This window comes from Pseudomonas sp. CAN1, assembly GCF_030462585.1.
Classification (GTDB): domain Bacteria; phylum Pseudomonadota; class Gammaproteobacteria; order Pseudomonadales; family Pseudomonadaceae; genus Pseudomonas.
The window spans coordinates 137126-155738 of record NZ_JASMRU010000011.1 but is presented as its reverse complement, the minus strand read 5'-3'; the positions used below and the strand labels follow the sequence as shown (position 1 = coordinate 155738).

Sequence of the window (18613 nt, the reverse complement as noted above, 5' to 3'; positions counted from 1 at the left end):
GCCTGGCGCCACGCGGCCTTGGCGATGTCCTCGGCCACCAGGGTGACGCCCAGGCGGCGTAGCACTGCCTGGCGCAAGGTCTGGCTGGCGACCATCGGCGTGCGCACGAAGGGCGGCATCAGGTCGGCGACGCGGATGCCCAGCTCGCGCCATTCCAGTTCCAGCGCCTCGGTCAGCCCGCGCACGGCGAACTTCGACGCCGAGTAGCTGGCCATCTGCGGCACGCCGTAGAGCCCGGACGCCGAGCCCATGTTCAGCACCTGCGCGCCCGGCGTGCGCTTGAGGAACGGCAGCGCGGCGTAGCAGCAGTTGAGGACGCCCTGCACGTTGATGGCGATGATGCGCTTCGGCCGCTTCGAGGACATCAGCCTCGCCGAGCACAATCGCATCATCGCCATCAACGTGCAGGGCGTCCTCAACTGCTGCTACGCCGCGCTGCCGTTCCTCAAGCGCACGCCGGGCGCGCAGGTGCTGAACATGGGCTCGGCGTCCGGGCTCTACGGCGTGCCGCAGATGGCCAGCTACTCGGCGTCGAAGTTCGCCGTGCGCGGGCTGACCGAGGCGCTGGAACTGGAATGGCGCGAGCTGGGCATCCGCGTCGCCGACCTGATGCCGCCCTTCGTGCGCACGCCGATGGTCGCCAGCCAGACCTTCGAGCCGCCAGTGCTACGCCGCCTGGGCGTCACCCTGGTGGCCGAGGACATCGCCAAGGCCGCGTGGCGCCAGGCACAGAGCGGCGGCGTGCACCGGCCCATTGGCGCGATGTTCCGTGCCATGTACTGGTCCGGCCAGCTGTCGCCACCGGCGCTCAACCGCTGGGTGATGGCCTGGCTCAGCCGCGCTTGAGTAGACTGCAGGGGCGGCAGAGGAGGCCGTCCCATGCAGCCAACCCCGGAACCCCAGCCATCGGCCTGGCAGCGCGTGCTGCAGGACATCACGTCACCCTTCGACCGCATCAGCGAGATGACCTACGGGGTGATCATGACCCTGACCATCATCTCGGTGATTTCCGCCGCCAGCGGCGGGGCGACCCGGCAGGACCTGATCATCGCCGCACTGGGCTGCAACCTGGCCTGGGGCATTGTCGACGCGATGATGCTGCTGGTGCGCCTGCGCGTTGAACGGGTGCACCGCCATGGCCGCCTGCGCGCCCTGCGCAGGACTTCCAGCGATATCGACTTCCGCGAGGGCCTCGACGAGTTCCTGCCGCCGCGGCTGGTGGCCGTGCTGCAGCCCGATGAAGTCTGGCAGCTGCGCCAGCGCCTGATGCGCTCCGAGCTGGGCACCGGGCAGCTTCGCCATGGCGGCACGGAGGTCTGGCTGGCGGCGCTGCTGATCGTGCTGCTGGTCACCGGCATCACCCTGCCGCTGATCCTGCCGCTGTGGCTGGTGCCGGACGACCTGCTGGCGCTGCGCCTGGCCCAGGGCATCGGCGTGGTCATGCTGTTCGGCCTGGGCTGGCTGCTCAGTCGCTGGTCTGGCGATTCGCCCTGGCCGGGGGCACTGGGATTCATGGCGCTGGGTGTGGCCATGACCGGCCTGTGCATCGCGCTGGGCGGCTAGCGGCGCGGGGTTGCGCCCATCGCCGCCTGTCGCCGCCGAACGGTGCAAAGCGTCAAAGCAGCGGCACGTACCGTGGTCAGGCGCTACTCTGAGGAATGTGGCCGGTAGATTCCGTTGCGCCGCTCGGCGCGTTCGGCGGAGTTGGCCACCATTTCGGGGGACGTTGCAGCATTTGACGTTTCCCGGCGGCACACTGAAGTGCCCGGAACGCGCCCGTCCAGGGCGTGTTCGTTGGCGGGGAATACACTCTGAACGTCTCGAAAGGAGGTGCGTACCATGGAAAAGCCCCTCTCGGAGGATATCAGCGTCAACGTGTTGCGCCGGATGAAGGAAGGTGGCTTCGATTTCGCTCGTATTCATCCCATCGACTTTTTCGCCATCTTTTCCGATGAACAGAACGCCCGCAAAGCTGCCCGGCAGTTTCGCGGCGAATCGCTGAGAACCCAGGTCGAAGCGCGCGATGACGGCGGCTGGAACCTGCAGATCAGCAAGGTGATGTTCGCCACCCATGCCGCCATCGGCGATTTCGAGCACGACCTTGAGGAAGTCGTGTTGCCACTGGGCGGTACGCTCGATGGCTGGGGCGTGACCCAGGAGGTCACCTCCCTGCGTTGATCGCAACACGTCGTTGAGCCGTTTCCGGACGGCCGATCTTCTACCCGCACTCTTTACCCGTAAGAACGAGAATGCGCGCCGTCGCCACTGGTGACGGCGCGCCTTTCTTCGTCTGCCATGCAGCGCCCTGGCGGCAGCGCTGCAAGGACGCGCTTGCGGACACGCCAGGTTTCCTCGGCGCCAGCGATGCGGCAGACTGCGGCGCGGAGGTGAACATGACCGATATCCTGATCCTGACCCACGTCGATTTCTGCCCGCCCGGCCACCTGGGCGCGCTGCTCGACCGTCTGCAACTGCCGTTCGACGTGCTTCGCGCCGACCTGGGTGAGCTGCAAGGCTACGACCTGGAGCGGCCGAAAGCGGTTGCCATCATGGGCGGCCCGATGAGCGTGAACGACGACCTGCAATGGCTGCGCGACGAGATCGCCGCGATCCGCCGCTTCATCGCGCGCGACGTGCCGATGATCGGCCACTGCCTGGGCGGCCAGCTGCTGGCCAAGGCGCTGGGCGCCGACATCCATCGCCAGCCGTACACCGAGCTGGGCTGGCAGCCGATGCGCCGCCAGGAAGGGCAGAGCCCGTGGCTGGCGCACCTGCCCGAGGAGTTCCCGATCTACCAGTGGCATGGCGATACCTTCGACATTCCCCAAGGCGCCACGCGCTTGCTGTCCAGCCCCTGGTGCGAGAACCAGGGCTTCAGCTTCGGCGAGCGCATCCTCGGCCTGCAGGGCCACCCGGAGATGACCGAGGAGCTGGTGAGCGGCTGGGTCAACGGCTTCCCGGAATACCTGGACCCGAGCCAGCCGAGCCAGGAAAGCGCGGAGTCGATGCTGGCCGACCTGCCACAGAAGGTCGCGGCGATGAACCGCGTGGCGGAAGGTTTCTATCAGCATTGGCTGAAGCTGGCCGGGCTGATCTGACCGGCACCTCGCTTCACATCAATGGTGCATGACGCACCTCGTAGGATGGCGTGGAGCGCAGCGATACCCATCGATCCCGTGCACCGGCAGCATGGGTATCGCTGCGCTCCACCCATCCTACGTATCCGATCCCGCGAGGTGACGCTTTTCGTAGGAGCGAGCTTGCTCGCGAACAAGCCCCGGAGCCAGGGGTCGCGAGCAATGACGATGGCGTCCCCCTCGCTTGCAGGTACTCAATGCTTGAACATGATGTGCCGCGCCACGGTGTAGTCCTCCAGGCCGTACATGGACAGGTCCTTGCCGTAGCCGGACTGCTTGAAGCCGCCGTGGGGCATCTCGCTGCACAGCATGAAGTGCGTATTCACCCAGGTGCAGCCATATTGCAGGCGCGCCGCCACCCGTGAGGCGCGGCCGACATCCTTCGTCCACACCGACGAAGCAAGCCCGTAGTCGGAGTCGTTCGCCCAGCGCACCGCTTCGTCCGCATCGCTGAACGGGGTCACCGACACCACCGGGCCAAACACTTCGCGGCGGACGATCTCGTCGTCCTGCTGGGCGTTGGCCACCACCGTCGGTTCGTAGAAGAAGCCGTTGCCGCTGACCATCTTGCCGCCCGTGGCGATCTGGATGTGCGGGCTGGCCTTGGCGCGCTCGACGAAGCCGGACACGCGGTCGCGCTGGGCCGCGGTGATCAGCGGGCCAAGCTCGGTGTTCGGGTCGTTCTGCAGGCCGGTCTTGAGGCTGGATACCGCGCTGGCGAGGTCGGCGACAAAGTTGTCGTAGACCTTCTTGCCGGCGTAGATGCGGCAAGCGGCGGTGCAATCCTGCCCGGCGTTGTAGAAGCCGAAGGTGCGGATGCCGGCGATCACGTCTTCCAGGTCGGCGTCGTCGAAGACGATCACCGGGGCCTTGCCGCCCAGTTCCATGTGCAGGCGCTTCACGCTGTCGGCGGCGCTCTTGATGATGGCCTTGCCGGTGCCCACCGAGCCCGTCAGCGAAACCATGCGCACCAGGTCGTGGCTGACCAGCGGAGCGCCCACGCTCGGGCCGCGGCCGAACACCAGGTTGACCACGCCGGCAGGGAACAGCTCGGCGATGAATTCGGCAACTCGCAGAGCGGTGAGCGGTGTCTGCTCGGACGGCTTGAGCACTACGCAGTTGCCGGCGGCCAGAGCCGGGCCGAGCTTCCACGCGGCCATCATCAGCGGATAGTTCCACGGCGCGATGGAGGCGACCACGCCCACCGGGTCGCGGCGGATCATCGAGGTGAAGCCGGGCAGGTATTCGCCGGCCGCGGAGCCGGGCAGCACACGGCAGGCGCCGGCGAAGAAACGGAACACGTCGGCGATGGCCGGGATTTCGTCGTTCAGCGCGGCGGCGTAGGGCTTGCCGCAGTTGTCGGACTCCAGCCTGGCCAGCTCCTCGGCGTGCTCCTCGATGCGGTCGGCGAGGCGCAGCAGGAGCATGGCGCGGTCTTTCGGCGCGGTCTGCGACCAGCCGTCGAAGGCCGCGTTGGCGGCGCGCACGGCGCTGTCCACCTGGGCTTCGCTGGCCTCGGCGATCTGGCCGATCACCGTGCCGGTGGCGGGGTTGAGGATATCCAGCGCGGCGCCTTCGCCGGCGACGAACTGGCCGTTGATCAGGAGTTTGGTTTGCATCGGAGTCTCCTTTTCTTCAGTGGGTTTCCCTCTCCCCAACCCTCTCCCTGAAGGGAGAGGGGGCTGTCCGTGCCGGCGGAGGCCGTAGTTTCTTCCTGCGCCGATCTGGTCCCCTCTCCCTTCAGGGGGAGGGCTAGGGAGGAGGTGTTTGGCACAGAGTCACTTGCCGCTCCCCGCCACGTCGCTGGTCCCGCGCGTCAGGTAGTAGGCACCGAGAATTGGCAGCATGGTGGCGAGCATCACCAGCATGGCGACGACATTGGTGATGGGCACGTCGCGCGGGCGGGTCAGCTGGTTGAGCAGCCACAGCGGCAGGGTGCGCTCGTGGCCGGCGGTGAAGGTGGTGACGATGATCTCGTCGAACGACAGGGCGAAGGCCAGCATGCCGCCGGCCAGCAGCGCCGTGGCGATGTTCGGCAGGATGATGTAGCGGAAGGTCTGCCAGCCGTCGGCGCCCAGGTCCATGCTCGCCTCGATCAGGCTGAAGGAGGTGCGGCGGAAGCGGGCGATCACGTTGTTGTAGACGATCACTACGCAGAAGGTCGCGTGGCCGATGACGATGGTCAGGAAGCCTGGTTCGATGCCCAGCGTCTTGAACGCCGAGAGCAGGGCGATACCGGTGATGATGCCGGGTAGCGCGATGGGCAGGATCAGCATCAGCGAGATGCTCTCCTTGCCGAAGAAGTCGCGGCGGTACAGCGCGCCGGCGGCCAGCGTGCCGAGGACCATGGCGATCAGCGTGGCGACGCAGGCGATCTTCACCGACAGCCAGATGGAGTCGAGCACGTCGCCGCGCTGGAAAGCGATGCTGAACCACTTCAGGGTGAAGCCCTGCAGCGGGAAGCTGTAGGCCGACTCCTCGGTGTTGAAGGCGTAGAGCAGGATCACCAGGATCGGGAAATGCAGGAACACCAGCCCGCCCCAGGCCGCCAGGCGCAGGAACCAGGAGGGGCGATCGGTGGAATGTGCGTCAGAGCGCATCGAAGGCCCCCAGCCGCTTGGCGATGGAGAGATAGACGGCGATCAGCACGATGGGCACCAGGGTGAAGGCCGCCGCCAGCGGCATGTTGCCCACCGCGCCTTGCTGCACGTAGACCATGGTGCCGATGAACAGCCCGCTGGGGCCCACCAGCTGCGGGATGATGAAGTCGCCCAGGGTCAGGCTGAAGGTGAAGATCGAGCCGGCCACCACGCCGGGGAAGGCCAGCGGCAGGATCACCTGGAAGAAGGTCTGCCGCGGGTGCGCGCCGAGGTCCGCCGAGGCCTGCAGCAGCGTCGGCGGCAGGCGCTCCAGGGCGGCCTGGATCGGCAGGATCATGAATGGCAGCCAGATGTAGGTGAACACCCAGAAGCGCCCCAGGTGCGAGGTGGACAGGGTGTTGCCGCCCACGCCGGGGACTTCCAGCAGCAGGTCCAGCATGCCGAGCAGGTGCAGGTGCTCGATCACCCAGTAGAGGATGCCGCCCTTGGCCAGGATCACCGTCCAGGCGTAGGCCTTGACGATGTAGCTGGCCCACATGGGCAGCATCACTGCGATGTAGAAGAACGCCTTTTCCTTCGGCCCGGCGTAGCGCGCCATGTAGTAGGCGATGGGGAAGGCGAGGATGGCGCTGGCCACCGACACGGCAATCGCCATGCTGAAGGTGCGCAGGACGATGTCGTAGTTGGCCGGGTTGAACAGGGCCTGGTAGTTGGCCAGGGTCAGGTCCGGCGTCACCGCCATGGTGAAGTCGTCGAAGGTGTAGAAGCTCTGCCAGAGCAGGGCGAACAGCGAGCCGATGTAGATCACCCCGAACCACAGCAGCGGCGGGATCAGCAGCATCAGCAGGTAGAGCGTGCTGCGCCGGTAGAGGAAGCTGGAGATCGCTCTCACGGCGCCGGTTCCTCCAGCAGCGGCACCAGCGCGCTGCGCGCCCAGCTGGCGGTGACCGCATCGCCGGGTTTCGGCCGTGGTTCCTCGCGCTCGCCGTTGGGCAGGGCGGCGACCAGGCGCACGCCGTTTTCCAGTTCGATCTCGTAGCGGCTGCTGGCGCCCATGTACTGCACGTCGAACAGCGTGCCGCTGACTTCCAGCTCGCCTTCGCCAGCGCGGCCGAAGCGCACGTGCTCGGGGCGCAGCGAGTGCGGCCGCGATTCGCCCAGCAGGCGTTGGGCGAGGTCGCCGCGCAGCACGTTGGCGGTGCCGACGAACTCGGCGACAAAACGAGTGGCGGGGCGGCGGTAGAGGTTGCCGGGGGTGTCGACCTGCTCGATGCGGCCCTTGTTGAACACCGCCACGCGGTCGGACATGGACAGCGCTTCGCTCTGGTCATGGGTGACGAAGATGAAGGTGATGCCGAGCTGGCGCTGCAGTTTCTTCAGCTCCACCTGCATCTGCTCACGTAGCTTGAGGTCCAGCGCGCCGAGGGGTTCGTCCAGCAGCAGGACGCGCGGGCGATTGACCAGGGCGCGGGCCAGGGCGACGCGCTGGCGCTGGCCGCCGGAAAGCTGCGCCGGCTTGCGCTTGCCGTAGCCGGCCAGGGCGACCATGCCGAGGGCCTCTTCGGCGCGGTGGTAGCGCTCGGCCTTGGCCACGCCCTTCACCTTCAGGCCGTAGGCGACGTTGTCCAGCACATTCATGTGCGGGAACAGCGCGTAGTCCTGGAACACCGTGTTGACGTCGCGCTCGTAGGGCGGCAGGCCCGAAGCTTCCGCACCGTGGATGCGGATGGAGCCGGAGGTGGGTTGCTCGAAGCCGGCGATCAGCCGCAGGCAGGTGGTCTTGCCCGAGCCGGAAGGGCCGAGCATGGAGAAGAACTCGCCGTCGCGGATCTCGATGGACACCGCATCGACGGCGCGCACCTCGCCGTAGTGACGGCTGACGTCGGTGAACTGGACGGCTGTGGTCATGCTGCTGGCTACCTGAATGGCGGGGGCTGCATCAGAAAAGGTAGCGCATGGGCGCGCGGCCGCTCGGGAGGGACATGCTCTTAGTAGGAGCGAGGGGGACGCCTAGTTCTTGCTCGCGAACAGCCCCGCAGCGGAGGCTGGTTCGCGAGCAAGCTCGCTCCTACAGGTCAGCAGTGAAGCGGGGGCTTCGTCACCTACCACCCATGATCGCAATGTAGTCCTGCGTCCACCGGCTATAAGGCACGCACTGCCCCTGGGCGCACTTGGCCTGCGGGGTCTTCCAGAAGGCGATGCGGTCGAACTGGTCGTAGCCGTTGGTGGCGCAACCCTGGGCGCCCAGCAGCTGGCTGCCGGTGCAACCGGCGGGGGAGGCCGGCACCGAGCCGAACCAGGCGGCGACGTCGCCCTGCACCTTGGGCTCCAGCGACCAGTTCAGCCACTTGTAGGCGCACACCGGGTGCTTGGCGTCCACGTGCAGCATGGTGGTGTCGGCCCAGCCGGTAACGCCTTCGCCGGGGATGGTCGAGGCGATCGGCTGCTTCTCGCCCTGCAGCGCGTTGACCTGGTAGGGCCAGGAGCCGGAAGCGGCGACGCCCTCGTTCTTGAAGTCGCTCATCTGCACTGTCGCGTCGTGCCAGTAGCGGTGGATCAGCTTCTGCTGGCCGCGCAGCAGCTTCAGCGCGGCGGCGTACTGTTCCTCGTTGAGCTCGTAAGGGTCCTGGATGCCCAGCTTGGGCTCGGCGGTCTTCAGGTAAAGCGCCGCGTCGGCGATGTAGATCGGGCCGTCGTAGGCCTGCACGCGGCCCTTGTTGCTCTTGCCGTCTGGCAGCTTCTGCTCGGTGAACACCACGCTCCAGCTGTCCGGCGCCTTGGGGAACACCTTGCTGTTGTACATCAGTACGTTCGGCCCCCACTGGTAGGGCGTGCCGTAGTGCTTGCCGTCCACGGTGTGCCAGGGCGCGTCCTGCAGGCGCTTGTCGACGTTCTTCCAGTTGGGCACCAGGGCGATGTTGATCGGCTGCACGCGCTTGCCGTAGACCAGCCGCAGCGAGGCGTCACCGGAGGCGGTGACCAGGTCGTAGCCGCCCTTGGCCATCAGGCTGACCATCTCGTCGGAGGTGGCGGCGGTCTTCACGTTGACCTTGCAGCCAGTGTCCTTCTCGAACTGGCTGACCCAGTCATAGTTCTTGTCGCTCTCGCCACGCTCGATGTAACCGGGCCAGGCAATGATATCGAGGGCGCCCTCGGCCTGGCCGAGCTGCTTGAGCTCCTCGGCGGCCTGCAGTGAGGCGCTGGAAAGCAGGCCGACACCGGCGAAGGCCAGCGCCGCGACTTTCACTAGAGACACAGATGACATGGACGGACTCCTGTTGTTCTTCGTTGTGGGAGCCACTGCGGAACCAGCGCGCAGAAATTTGGCACCTCTGTTGACCGCTGCGTGTCCATGGGGAATGGCCACGCTCTTGCAGCGTAGTTCTGGCCCCGGAGGCTGACAAGAAAGCCCCGGCGCGGCCCGTGGCCCCAAAACGGGCGCGGCGCGCGGGGGCTGCAGCGGTTTCGCACCATGGCAGTGCGGCCTGCTTAAACAGCCTTTGCAAGTCATTGAATGGACAGGAAATCGACCTCTGGCACGGGCCTTGCGACAGCGCCTTTAGCCGAGTGAGAGCGGCAACAAGGAGTGGAAGATGGCTCGGGTGTTCTATGACGAAATGCATGACGCCGCTGGCGCCTGCCGACCGCACTACACGGAGTTCGCCCGCTGGCTGGCGGACATGCCCGGCGAACAACTGCAACAGCGCCGCCGCGAGGCCGACCTGCTGTTCTATCGCGCCGGTATCACCTTCACCCTCTATGGCGACGATCAGGGCACCGAACGGCTGATCCCCTTCGACACCATCCCGCGCAGCATCCCCGCCAGCGAATGGAAGATCATCGAAGCCGGCTGCATCCAGCGCGTGCAGGCGCTCAACCTGTTCCTCGCCGACCTCTACCACGACCAGCGCATCCTCAAGGAAGGCCTGATCCCGCCCGAGCAGGTCCTCGCCAACGACCAGTACCAGTTGGCCATGCAAGGCCTGGACGTGCCCGGTAACGTGTACGCGCACATCGCCGGCATCGACCTGGTGCGCGACGGCAACGGCGCCTACTACGTCCTCGAAGACAACCTGCGCACCCCCAGCGGCGTCTCCTACATGCTGGAGAACCGCAAGATGATGATGCGCCTGTTCCCCGAGCTGTTCGGCGCCCAGCGCATCGCGCCCATCGACCATTACCCGAACCTGCTGCTCGACACCCTGCGCCAGGCCAGCGAAGTGGAGCAGCCGTGCGTGGTGGTGCTGACGCCCGGCCGCTTCAACAGCGCCTATTTCGAGCACGCCTTTTTGGCACGCGAGATGGGCGTGGAGCTGGTGGAAGGCGCCGACCTGTTCGTCCGCGACGAGCGCGTCTACATGCGCACCACCGCCGGCCCGATGCCGGTGGACGTGATCTATCGCCGGGTCGACGACGACTTCCTCGACCCGCTGGCCTTCAACCCCGACTCCATGCTCGGCGTGCCCGGCTTGCTGGCCGCCTACCGCGCGGGCAACGTGGTGCTGGCCAACGCCATCGGCACCGGCGTCGCCGATGACAAGTCGGTCTATCCCTACGTGCCGGAGATGATCCGCTTCTACCTCGACCAGGAGCCGATCCTGCACAACGTGCCGACCTGGCAGTGCCGCCGGCCGCAGGACCTGTCCCACGTGCTGGCGCACCTGCCCGAGCTGGTGGTGAAGGAGGCCCAGGGCTCCGGCGGCTACGGCATGCTGGTCGGCCCGGCGGCCAGCAGCGCCGAGATCGAAGCCTTCCGCGCCCGCCTGATGGCGCGCCCGGAGGCCTACATCGCACAGCCGACCCTGAGCCTGTCGACCTGCCCGACCTTCGTCGAGAACGGCATCGCCCCGCGCCATATCGACCTGCGGCCGTTCGTGCTCTCCGCGCCGGACAACGTGCGCCTGGTCCCCGGCGGGCTGACCCGCGTGGCGCTGCGCGAAGGCTCGCTGGTCGTCAACTCGTCACAAGGTGGCGGTACCAAGGACACCTGGGTGGTGGAGGACTAAGCATGCTCAGCAGAACCGCTTCCGACCTGTACTGGATGTCGCGTTACCTGGAGCGCGCCGAGAACCTCGCGCGCATGCTCGACGTGTCCTACTCGCTGTCGCTGATGCCCCAGGACGGCCGTGGCGACGGCCTGGAAGAACTGGCCATGCCGCTGCTGATCACCGCCAACCTCGACGCCTATCTCGCCCGCCACGGCGAGCTGCACGCCGAGCGCCTGCTGAACTTCTTCGCCCTCGATGCGCAGAACCCGGCGAGCATCTATTCCTGCTTCGGCGCGGCCCGTGCCGGCGCCCACGCGGTGCGCGGACGGATCACCACCGACATGTGGGAGAACATCAACGCCACCTGGCTGGAGATGCGCGACATCGCCCACCAGGGGCTGCTGCGCTACGGCATCAGCCACTTCTGCGAATGGGTGAAGGACCGCTCGCACCTGTTCCGCGGTGCCACCTTCGGCACCAGCATGCGCAACGACGCCTTCCACTTCATCCGCCTGGGCACCTACATCGAGCGCGCCGACAACACCCTGCGCCTGCTCGATGCGCGGCATCAGGTGCTCGGCGAGCACAGCGCCGGCCCGGCCGAAGGCACGGCGCGCGGCTACTACCAGTGGACCGCGCTGCTGCGCGCGCTGTCGGCGTTCGAGGGTTACACCGAGTTGTACCGCGACGCCCTCAACGCGCGGAACATCGCCGAACTCCTGCTGCTGCGCGAGGACGTGCCGCGCTCGCTGCTGGCCTGCGCCGAGGAACTGCGCCAGATCCTCGCCAGCCTGCCCGGCATCAACGGCCGCCCGGCCCAGCGTCTGGCCGCCGAGCTGGAAGCGCGGGTGCGCTACACCGGCATCGACGAGGTGCTGGGCAGTGGCCTGCATCCCTGGATCACCGACCACATCGGGCTGGTGCGCCAGCTCGCCAACGCCATTCACAGCTCGTACCTGGAGGCCGCATGAAACTCTCCATCCGCCATGACACCACCTACCGCTACGAAGACCAGGTGCGCGCGAGCATCCAGTACCTGCGTCTGACTCCGCAGGAAAGCGAGCGCCAACACGTGCTCGACTGGCAACTGCACCTGCCGCGCCCGGCGCACCCGCAGCGTGACGCCTACGGCAACATCCTCCACGTGCTGACCCTGGACGAACCCCACGAGGCCATCGTCATCGCTGCCCACGGCCACGTGGAGATCGACGTGGAGAACGAGCGCGAGCACGATCACCTGTCGCCACTGCCGTTCCTGCGCAGCACCCGCCTGACCCAGGCCGACGGCGCGCTGCAGGAATTCGCCCGCGCCCAGTGCGCCGAAGGCCGCGACCGCAAGGCGATGGTCCGGCTGATGCAGGCGCTGAACGAACGCATCGCCTACGTACCCGGTTCGACCCAGGTGGACAGCACCGCCGCCGAAGCCTTCGCGGCCGGGCAGGGGGTCTGCCAGGACCACGCCCACGCCTTCCTCGCCTGCCTGCGCTACCTCGGCGTGCCGGCGCGCTACGTCTCCGGCTACCTCTACACCGATGTCGAGGAACACCTGGCCAGCCACGCCTGGGTGGAAGCCTGGCTGGACGACGCCTGGTACAGCTTCGACGTGACCAACGTGCTGGACCGCCCGGAGCGCCACCTGAAGCTGGCGGTGGGCCTGGACTACCTCGACGCCTGCCCGGTGCGCGGCATGCGCCGGGGCGGTGGCGGCGAGCAGATGCACGCCCGTGTCACCGTGGCGCCGGGGCATCTGCAGCAGATGCAGCAGGCGCAGCAGTGAGGATGCGTGGCACAAGCAACGGCACCGGCTTAAGATCGGTGCCAGTTCCTGCCGCCATGAGAAAGCCATGACCTATTGCGTCGCCATGAACCTCGCCCAGGGCCTGGTCTTCGTTTCCGATTCGCGCACCAACGCCGGCGTCGACAACATCGCGGTGTTCCGCAAGCTGCATGTCTTCGGCACGCCGGGGGAGCGCCTGATCGTGGTGCAGAGCGCCGGCAACCTGGCCACCTCGCAATCGGTGATCAGCACGCTGCGCCAGCGCATGGGCGGCGACGGGCCGAACCTCGGCACGGTGGAGAACCTCTTCGAGGCGGCTCGCCTGGTCGGCGCGACGCTGCGCGAAGTGGTCGACCACGACGAGAATATCGGCCAGAACCAGGGCGTCGACCTGGGCAGCTCCTTCCTCGTCGGCGGGCAGATCGGCACGGAAGTGCCGCGGCTGTTCAACGTCTACCCGCAGGGCAACTTCATCGAATCCTGCCGCGATACGCCGTACTTCCAGATCGGCGAGAGCAAGTACGGCAAGCCGATCATCGACCGCGCCATGAGCTACGCCACGCCGCTGGAGCAGGCCCTGCGCTGCGCGCTGATCAGCTTCGACTCGACCATCCGCAGCAACCTCTCGGTGGGCATGCCGCTGGACCTGCTGGTGTACCGCGAGGGCAGCCTGGAAGTGCCGGCGGGATATCGCATCCAGGAGGGTGATGCGTATTTCGAGGGGATTCGCAACCAGTGGGGCGCGGGGTTGCGTCAACTGCTGGGCGAACTGCCGGCACCGCCGGGGGATTACTGGCACTGAGCGCGGTCGCAGGGGCGGGCCGCTCTTGTAGGAGCGGATCTTATCCGCGATGCCGACCGCCAGGTCGGTGCTCCAGCCTGCGCTTTGTGTCCCGGCTGCGCCGGGATTTCGCGGAGAAGCTCCGCTCCTGCAGGTTCAGCTCACCGCGCGGCTCTTCGTAGGAGCGAGCTTGCTCGCGAACAGCCGCCACGCCGATCCTGACGACCTGCACCGTAGGGCGAGTAACCTGGAACAGGTTATCCGCCGATGCCTCGACGGCGGATAACGCTGGCGCGTTATGCGCCCTACAAAAGCCGGTTGGCTGGGGCGGGTTCGCGCCGAGCCTGACGACCTGCGCCGTAGGACGAATAACCTGGAACAGGTTATCCGCCAGCCTTCACCTTCCGCCCCGCCATGTGCTTCAGGTAGGCGACGATCTGCTCCAGTTCAGCATCGCTGATAACGTCCGCAGCAAAGCCCTTCATCCGCGCTTCCGGCCAGTGCCGCAGGCTCTGCGGGTCGCGGATGTACTGCTTGAGATAGCCCGGCGCAAAGTATTCGGTGGGGTTGTGCGGGATGTTCAGGTCGGGGCCGAACTGCGAGTCGCCGGCACCGTTCAGGCGGTGGCAGGCCAGGCAGTTCTTCTGGAACTGGGCAAAGCCCTTCTGTACCGATTCAGAGGCATTCTTCGCCGGCAGCAGCGCCGGGAAACGCTCGGCCAAGGGTTTGAGATAACGAATGCTGGCGACCTGGAATGGCCATTGCTCCGGGCCGATGCCGGCAGCTTTCGGGTCGGTCCACACCAGGTAGAACGGCCCGGCGGAAGGTTTGCCTGCGGCCAGCGGCGGCCAGGGCTTGGCCGGTTCCTCGATGGCCAGCCAGGCGCGCGAGCCTTGCTCTTCCAGCAGCGGAGCAGCGGGAAGCTCGGCGGCAAAGCCGTCCAGCGCCACGGCCTGCAGGTGGTCGGCCGGTTTCACACCTTGCAGCAGCGCGGCCAGCGGCACTGCGCGGTAATGCATGGTGCGGTTGTAGGAGACGTCGGCGGGAATCTCGATGTCCTGCGCCTTGGGATTGGCCAGCAGCTGTTCGCTAGTGAGCTCGTGCTTGCCGTCGGGCAGTTCCAGGCTGAGGGTGGCGGCGAAAGCAGAGGGGCAGAGCAGGAGCAGCGTCAGCAGCAGAGGGCGCATGGTCGCATCCGTGGCGGGAAAGGGCCGCGGAACATTAGCAGAGGCGTGCGCACTTCAGGAGGGGAGGTGGCTCGTCCCGCGCTGCGTTGACCGTGGCTCGCGGATGGCGGCGCGCGGTGCGCAGCGGCGGGATGGCCGGTTGCTGGCCCTAGCCGACCAGACGACTCAGATTGGGAATGATCAGTACGACGGTGGTTGCGAAGACGATCAGACTTGCCTGACGCCATTTTCTCGATTGTTTGTCCATGATGTCCTTCCGCCTTTCTTGTTCTTGGCACGGCCTTCCAACTGCCTGTTTCAGAGCAGCGCATGCCTTGGCTTCTGGTTTATCGAGCCGAGCCGGCAAAACCCGGCAACGGCACTCTTCGCATCATCTGCCTGATTGAGTCTAAGCCTAGTGCCGCGCGGGCTTAGACCATCTGGCAGCAAATCCTGCAGCTTCAGGCATATTCCCTCTATATGACCGGGCCGTGACAGCTCTGTTCAGCTTTTCGACCGTTCGTCTGCCGGCTGCGATAACCGCTTTCCAGAGCCTTCGGCCTGCCCGCCGCCGGTCGGTGGCTGAGCGTGGCGGTCAATTGCGCTGAGCGCTGCGGTCATTGCCCCTGGCCGACAGGCCGCTAAGGTAGGCCGACACGCCACGCCTGCGTGACGACAACTCTAAGAGAGAACGCCATGACCGAAGCATTCATTTACGACGCGGTGCGTACTCCCCGCGGCAAGGGCAAGAAGGACGGCGCGCTGCACAGCGTCAAGCCGGTCAACCTGATGGCCGGTGTCCTGCGTGCGCTGCAGCAGCGCAACCAACTCGATACCGCMCAGGTCGACGACATCGTCCTGGGCTGCGTGACCCCGGTGGGCGACCAGGGCTCGGACATCGCCAAGACCGCCGCGCTGGTCGCCGACTGGGACGAGCAGGTCGCCGGCGTACAGATCAACCGCTTCTGTGCCTCGGGCCTGGAAGCGGTCAACCTGGGCGCCATGAAGGTGCGCTCGGGCTTCGAGGACCTGGTGGTGGTCGGCGGCGTGGAATCCATGTCCCGCGTGCCCATGGGCTCCGACGGCGGCGCCTGGGCGCTGGACCCGGAAACCAACCTGCACACCAGCTTCGTGCCCCAGGGTATCGGCGCCGACCTGATCGCCACCCTGGAAGGCTTCAGCCGCGCCGACGTCGACGCCTTCGCCCTGCGCTCCCAGCAGAAGGCCGCCAAGGCCCGCGCCGAAGGGCTGTTCGGCAAGTCGCTGGTGCCGGTGACCGACCAGAACGGTATCGTCCTGCTCGACCATGACGAATTCATCCGCGCCGACTCCACCCTCGAAGGCCTCGGCGCGCTCAAGCCCAGCTTCGAGATGATGGGGCAGATGGGCTTCGACGCCAGCGCGCTGCGCAAGTACAGCTTCGTCGAACGCATCGAGCACGTGCACACGCCGGGCAACAGCTCGGGCATCGTCGACGGCGCCACCGCCATGCTCATCGGCTCCGAGGCCAAGGGTCGCGAGCTGGGCCTGAAGGCCCGCGGGCGCATCGTCGCCACCGCGGTGACCAGCACCGACCCGACCATCATGCTCACCGGCCCCGCGCCGGCAACGCGCAAGGCGCTGGCCAAGGCCGGGCTGAAGGCCGAGGACATCGACCTCTTTGAGGTGAACGAAGCCTTCGCCTCGGTGGTGATGAAGTTCATGAAGGACATGGGCGTGCCGGAGAGCAAGGTCAACGTCAACGGCGGCTCCATCGCCATGGGCCACCCGCTGGGCGCCACCGGCTGCATGATCCTCGGCACCCTGCTGGATGAACTGGAGCGGCGCAATTTGCGCTACGGCCTGGCCACCCTCTGCGTGGGCGGCGGCATGGGCATTGCCACCATCATCGAACGAATCTGATCTTGTAGGAGCGAGGGGGACGCCTAGTCCTTGCTCGCGAACCGCCTAGAGCTTCGCGAGCAAGCTCGCTCCTACAGGTCTCCCAACCTGGGAAGAGAACAAAAATGACCGATGCCATCCGTTACGACAAAGGCCAGGACAACATCGTCGTCCTGACCATGGACATGCCCGGCCAGAGCGCCAACACCATGAACGGTGTCTACCGCGAGGCCATGGCCGCCACCGTGGCGCGCCTGGAAGCCGAGAAGGAGTCGATCGCCGGCGTGGTGATCACTTCCGCGAAGAAGACCTTCTTCGCCGGCGGCGACCTGAATGAACTGATCAAGGTGACCAGGGCCGACGCCCAGGCCTTCTACGAAGGCATCCTGGTGCTCAAGGGCCAGCTGCGCCGCCTGGAAACCCTCGGCAAGCCGGTGGTCGCCGCCATCAACGGCGCGGCCCTGGGCGGCGGCTGGGAAATCTGCCTGGCCTGCCACCACCGCATCGCCCTGGACGAAAGCCACGTCCAGCTCGGCCTGCCGGAAGTCACCCTGGGCCTGCTGCCCGGTGGCGGCGGCGTGGTGCGCATGGTGCGCCTGCTCGGCCTGGAGAAGGCCTTGCCGTACCTGGCCGAAGGCAAGAAGGTGCGCCCGGACCAGGCGCTCAAGGCCGGCCTGATCCATCAGCTGGCCTCCAGCCGCGAAGACATGCTGGCCAAGGCCCGCGAGTGGATCGCCGCCAACCCGGCCGCCAAGCAGCCGTGGGACAGCGCCGGCTACAAGATCCCCGGCGGCACCCCATCCAGCCCGGCTGTGGCGCAGATGCTGGCCATCGCCCCATCGGTGCTGCGCGACAAGACCAAGGGTTGCTTCCCGGCGCCGGAGAAGATCATGTGCGCCGCTGTCGAAGGTGCGCAGGTCGACTTCGACACCGCGCAGCTGATCGAGGCGCGCTACTTCACCGAGCTGACCACCGGCCAGGTGGCGAAGAACATGATCGGCACCTTCTGGTTCCAGCTCAATGAGATCAACGCCGGCAAGTCCCGCCCGCAGGGCATCCCGCCGCAGCAGACGAAGAAGGTCGGGGTGGTCGGCGCCGGCATGATGGGCGCGGGCATCGCCTACGTCTCGGCCGCCGCCGGCATCGAGGTGGTACTCAAGGATGTTTCCATCGAGTCGGCCGAGAAGGGCAAGGCCTACTCCGCCGGCCTGCTGGACAAGAAGGTCGGCCGCGGCCAGATGAGCGCCGACAAGCGCGATGCCTTCCTCGCGCGGATCAAACCGACCGCCAGTGATGCCGACTTCGAAGGCTGCGACCTGATCATCGAAGCGGTGTTCGAGGACCGTGGCCTCAAGGCCAAGGTCAGCGCCGCCGCCGAGTCCGCTGCGCTGCCCGATGCGGTGATCGCCTCCAACACCTCGACCCTGCCGATCACCGGCCTGGCCGAAGCCGTGGCGCAGCCGCAGAAATTCATCGGCCTGCACTTCTTCAGCCCGGTGGACAAGATGCCGCTGGTGGAGATCATCCGCGGCGAGAAGACCGACGATGCTACCCTGGCCCGCGCCTTCGACTACGTCCTGCAGATCAAGAAGACCCCGATCGTCGTCCACGACAGCCGCGGCTTCTTCACCTCCCGCGTGTTCGGCACCTTCACCAACGAAGGCCTGGCCATGCTCGGCGAGGGCGTGTCGGCGGCGATGATCGAGAACCAGGCGCGCCAGGCCGGCATGCCGGTGGGCCCGCTGGCGATCAGCGACGAAGTGTCGATGAGCCTGATGACCCACATCCGCGAGCAGACCCGCAAGGACCTGGAAGCCGAAGGCAAGCAGTTGCCCAGGCACCCCGCGTTTGCCGTGGTGGACCTGATGGTCAACGAGTACAAGCGCCCGGGCAAAGCCGCTGGCGCCGGTTTCTACGACTATCCCGCCAACGGCAAGAAGCACCTGTGGCCGGAGCTGAAGCAGCGCTTCGAGAAGGCTGACGCGCAGATCTCCGCCGAGGACGTGCGCGACCGCATCCTCTTCGTGCAGGCCATCGAGACGGTGCGCTGCGTGGAGGAGGGCGTACTGACCTCCACCGCCGACGCCAACATCGGCTCGATCTTCGGCATCGGCTTCGCGGCCTGGAGCGGCGGTGCGCTGCAGTTCATCAACCAGTACGGCCTGAAGGATTTCGTCGCCCGCGCCCAGTACCTGGCCGAGCAGTACGGCGAACGCTTCCTGCCGCCGGCGCTGTTGCTGGAGAAGGCGGCGCGTAACGAGCCTTTCTGACGGGCTCTTCGTA

At 66.8% G+C, this 18613-nt stretch carries 15 protein-coding genes and 2 pseudogenes; 10 read left to right on the top strand and 7 right to left on the bottom strand.

Annotation, left to right across the window (positions count from 1 at the left end):
* Positions 1-344 (bottom strand): annotated as a pseudogene (locus QO207_RS16855) (SDR family NAD(P)-dependent oxidoreductase); the annotation flags it as partial.
* Here QO207_RS16855 and QO207_RS16850 point away from each other — a divergent pair.
* The 4 genes and pseudogenes from QO207_RS16850 to QO207_RS16835 form a co-directional block, all read left to right on the top strand.
* Positions 337-846, top strand: a pseudogene (locus tag QO207_RS16850) (SDR family NAD(P)-dependent oxidoreductase); the annotation flags it as partial. The pseudogenes QO207_RS16855 and QO207_RS16850 overlap by 8 nt on opposite strands.
* Before the next feature lie 33 nt (positions 847-879).
* Positions 880-1563, top strand: a complete 684-nt coding sequence (locus QO207_RS16845) for a VIT1/CCC1 transporter family protein (RefSeq protein WP_301533484.1) — start codon at positions 880-882, stop codon at positions 1561-1563.
* Between the two features lie 276 nt (positions 1564-1839).
* Entirely contained in the window at positions 1840-2178 is a 339-nt protein-coding gene (locus QO207_RS16840) for a ribonuclease E inhibitor RraB (RefSeq protein WP_253451827.1), read from the top strand.
* A gap of 215 nt (positions 2179-2393) precedes the next feature.
* Complete coding sequence (locus QO207_RS16835; protein ID WP_301533490.1) at positions 2394-3098, top strand: type 1 glutamine amidotransferase; 705 nt, start codon at positions 2394-2396, stop codon at positions 3096-3098.
* Positions 3099-3331: 233 nt separating this feature from the next.
* Here the strand turns inward: QO207_RS16835 and QO207_RS16830 are convergent, their stop codons facing one another.
* The 5 genes from QO207_RS16830 to ydcS form a co-directional block, all read right to left on the bottom strand.
* On the bottom strand, positions 3332-4756 hold the full coding sequence (locus QO207_RS16830) for a gamma-aminobutyraldehyde dehydrogenase (protein ID WP_301533483.1): 1425 nt from the start codon (positions 4754-4756) through the stop codon (positions 3332-3334).
* Positions 4757-4915: 159 nt separating this feature from the next.
* Positions 4916-5737 carry an ABC transporter permease gene (locus QO207_RS16825; protein WP_205335075.1) on the bottom strand — a complete coding sequence of 274 codons (822 nt, stop codon included), beginning with the start codon at positions 5735-5737 and terminating at the stop codon, positions 4916-4918.
* Positions 5727-6578: an ABC transporter permease gene (locus QO207_RS16820; RefSeq protein ID WP_301533489.1), complete on the bottom strand. Its 852-nt coding sequence runs from the start codon at positions 6576-6578 to the stop codon at positions 5727-5729. The genes QO207_RS16825 and QO207_RS16820 overlap by 11 nt, the downstream gene beginning before the upstream one ends.
* A 47-nt stretch (positions 6579-6625) precedes the next feature.
* On the bottom strand, positions 6626-7645 hold the full coding sequence (locus QO207_RS16815; protein WP_301533482.1) for an ABC transporter ATP-binding protein: 1020 nt from the start codon (positions 7643-7645) through the stop codon (positions 6626-6628).
* 190 nt (positions 7646-7835) lie between these two features.
* Positions 7836-9002: a putative ABC transporter substrate-binding protein YdcS gene (gene ydcS / locus QO207_RS16810; RefSeq protein WP_301533481.1), complete on the bottom strand. Its 1167-nt coding sequence runs from the start codon at positions 9000-9002 to the stop codon at positions 7836-7838.
* Between the two features lie 328 nt (positions 9003-9330).
* Here ydcS and QO207_RS16805 point away from each other — a divergent pair, with 328 nt between their 5' ends.
* The 4 genes from QO207_RS16805 to QO207_RS16790 all read left to right on the top strand — a co-directional run bounded on the left by QO207_RS16805 (position 9331) and on the right by QO207_RS16790 (position 13304).
* Positions 9331-10743, top strand: coding sequence for a circularly permuted type 2 ATP-grasp protein (locus tag QO207_RS16805; RefSeq protein ID WP_207887153.1), 1413 nt, complete (start codon positions 9331-9333; stop codon positions 10741-10743).
* Positions 10744-10745: 2 nt separating this feature from the next.
* Positions 10746-11696, top strand: a complete 951-nt coding sequence (locus tag QO207_RS16800) for an alpha-E domain-containing protein (protein ID WP_301533480.1) — start codon at positions 10746-10748, stop codon at positions 11694-11696.
* Positions 11693-12502 (top strand): transglutaminase family protein, encoded by an 810-nt coding sequence (locus QO207_RS16795; RefSeq protein ID WP_301533479.1) that lies wholly within the window; start codon positions 11693-11695, stop codon positions 12500-12502. The genes QO207_RS16800 and QO207_RS16795 overlap by 4 nt, the downstream gene beginning before the upstream one ends.
* A 67-nt stretch (positions 12503-12569) precedes the next feature.
* Entirely contained in the window at positions 12570-13304 is a 735-nt protein-coding gene (locus QO207_RS16790) for a proteasome-type protease (protein WP_301533478.1), read from the top strand.
* A gap of 362 nt (positions 13305-13666) precedes the next feature.
* Here QO207_RS16790 and QO207_RS16785 read toward each other — a convergent pair whose 3' ends face one another.
* Positions 13667-14470, bottom strand: coding sequence for a cytochrome c (locus tag QO207_RS16785; RefSeq protein ID WP_301533477.1), 804 nt, complete (start codon positions 14468-14470; stop codon positions 13667-13669).
* 675 nt (positions 14471-15145) lie between these two features.
* On the opposite strand from QO207_RS16785, the gene QO207_RS16780 reads away from it, so the two are divergent.
* Positions 15146-16351 (top strand): acetyl-CoA C-acetyltransferase, encoded by a 1206-nt coding sequence (locus QO207_RS16780; protein WP_301533476.1) that lies wholly within the window; start codon positions 15146-15148, stop codon positions 16349-16351.
* 104 nt (positions 16352-16455) lie between these two features.
* Positions 16456-18600, top strand: a complete 2145-nt coding sequence (locus QO207_RS16775; RefSeq protein WP_301533475.1) for a 3-hydroxyacyl-CoA dehydrogenase NAD-binding domain-containing protein — start codon at positions 16456-16458, stop codon at positions 18598-18600.
* The last annotated feature ends 13 nt before the right edge of the window (positions 18601-18613 follow it).

Coding starts and splice junctions, on each gene's coding strand:
- QO207_RS16845 (WP_301533484.1), top strand. CDS start 880: ATGCAGCCAACCCCGGAACCCCAGCCATCGGCCTGGCAGCGCGTGCTG.
- QO207_RS16840 (WP_253451827.1), top strand. CDS start 1,840: ATGGAAAAGCCCCTCTCGGAGGATATCAGCGTCAACGTGTTGCGCCGG.
- QO207_RS16835 (WP_301533490.1), top strand. CDS start 2,394: ATGACCGATATCCTGATCCTGACCCACGTCGATTTCTGCCCGCCCGGC.
- QO207_RS16830 (WP_301533483.1), bottom strand. CDS start 4,756: ATGCAAACCAAACTCCTGATCAACGGCCAGTTCGTCGCCGGCGAAGGC.
- QO207_RS16825 (WP_205335075.1), bottom strand. CDS start 5,737: ATGCGCTCTGACGCACATTCCACCGATCGCCCCTCCTGGTTCCTGCGC.
- QO207_RS16820 (WP_301533489.1), bottom strand. CDS start 6,578: ATGCTGCTGATCCCGCCGCTGCTGTGGTTCGGGGTGATCTACATCGGC.
- QO207_RS16815 (WP_301533482.1), bottom strand. CDS start 7,645: ATGACCACAGCCGTCCAGTTCACCGACGTCAGCCGTCACTACGGCGAG.
- ydcS (WP_301533481.1), bottom strand. CDS start 9,002: ATGTCATCTGTGTCTCTAGTGAAAGTCGCGGCGCTGGCCTTCGCCGGT.
- QO207_RS16805 (WP_207887153.1), top strand. CDS start 9,331: ATGGCTCGGGTGTTCTATGACGAAATGCATGACGCCGCTGGCGCCTGC.
- QO207_RS16800 (WP_301533480.1), top strand. CDS start 10,746: ATGCTCAGCAGAACCGCTTCCGACCTGTACTGGATGTCGCGTTACCTG.
- QO207_RS16795 (WP_301533479.1), top strand. CDS start 11,693: ATGAAACTCTCCATCCGCCATGACACCACCTACCGCTACGAAGACCAG.
- QO207_RS16790 (WP_301533478.1), top strand. CDS start 12,570: ATGACCTATTGCGTCGCCATGAACCTCGCCCAGGGCCTGGTCTTCGTT.
- QO207_RS16785 (WP_301533477.1), bottom strand. CDS start 14,470: ATGCGCCCTCTGCTGCTGACGCTGCTCCTGCTCTGCCCCTCTGCTTTC.
- QO207_RS16775 (WP_301533475.1), top strand. CDS start 16,456: ATGACCGATGCCATCCGTTACGACAAAGGCCAGGACAACATCGTCGTC.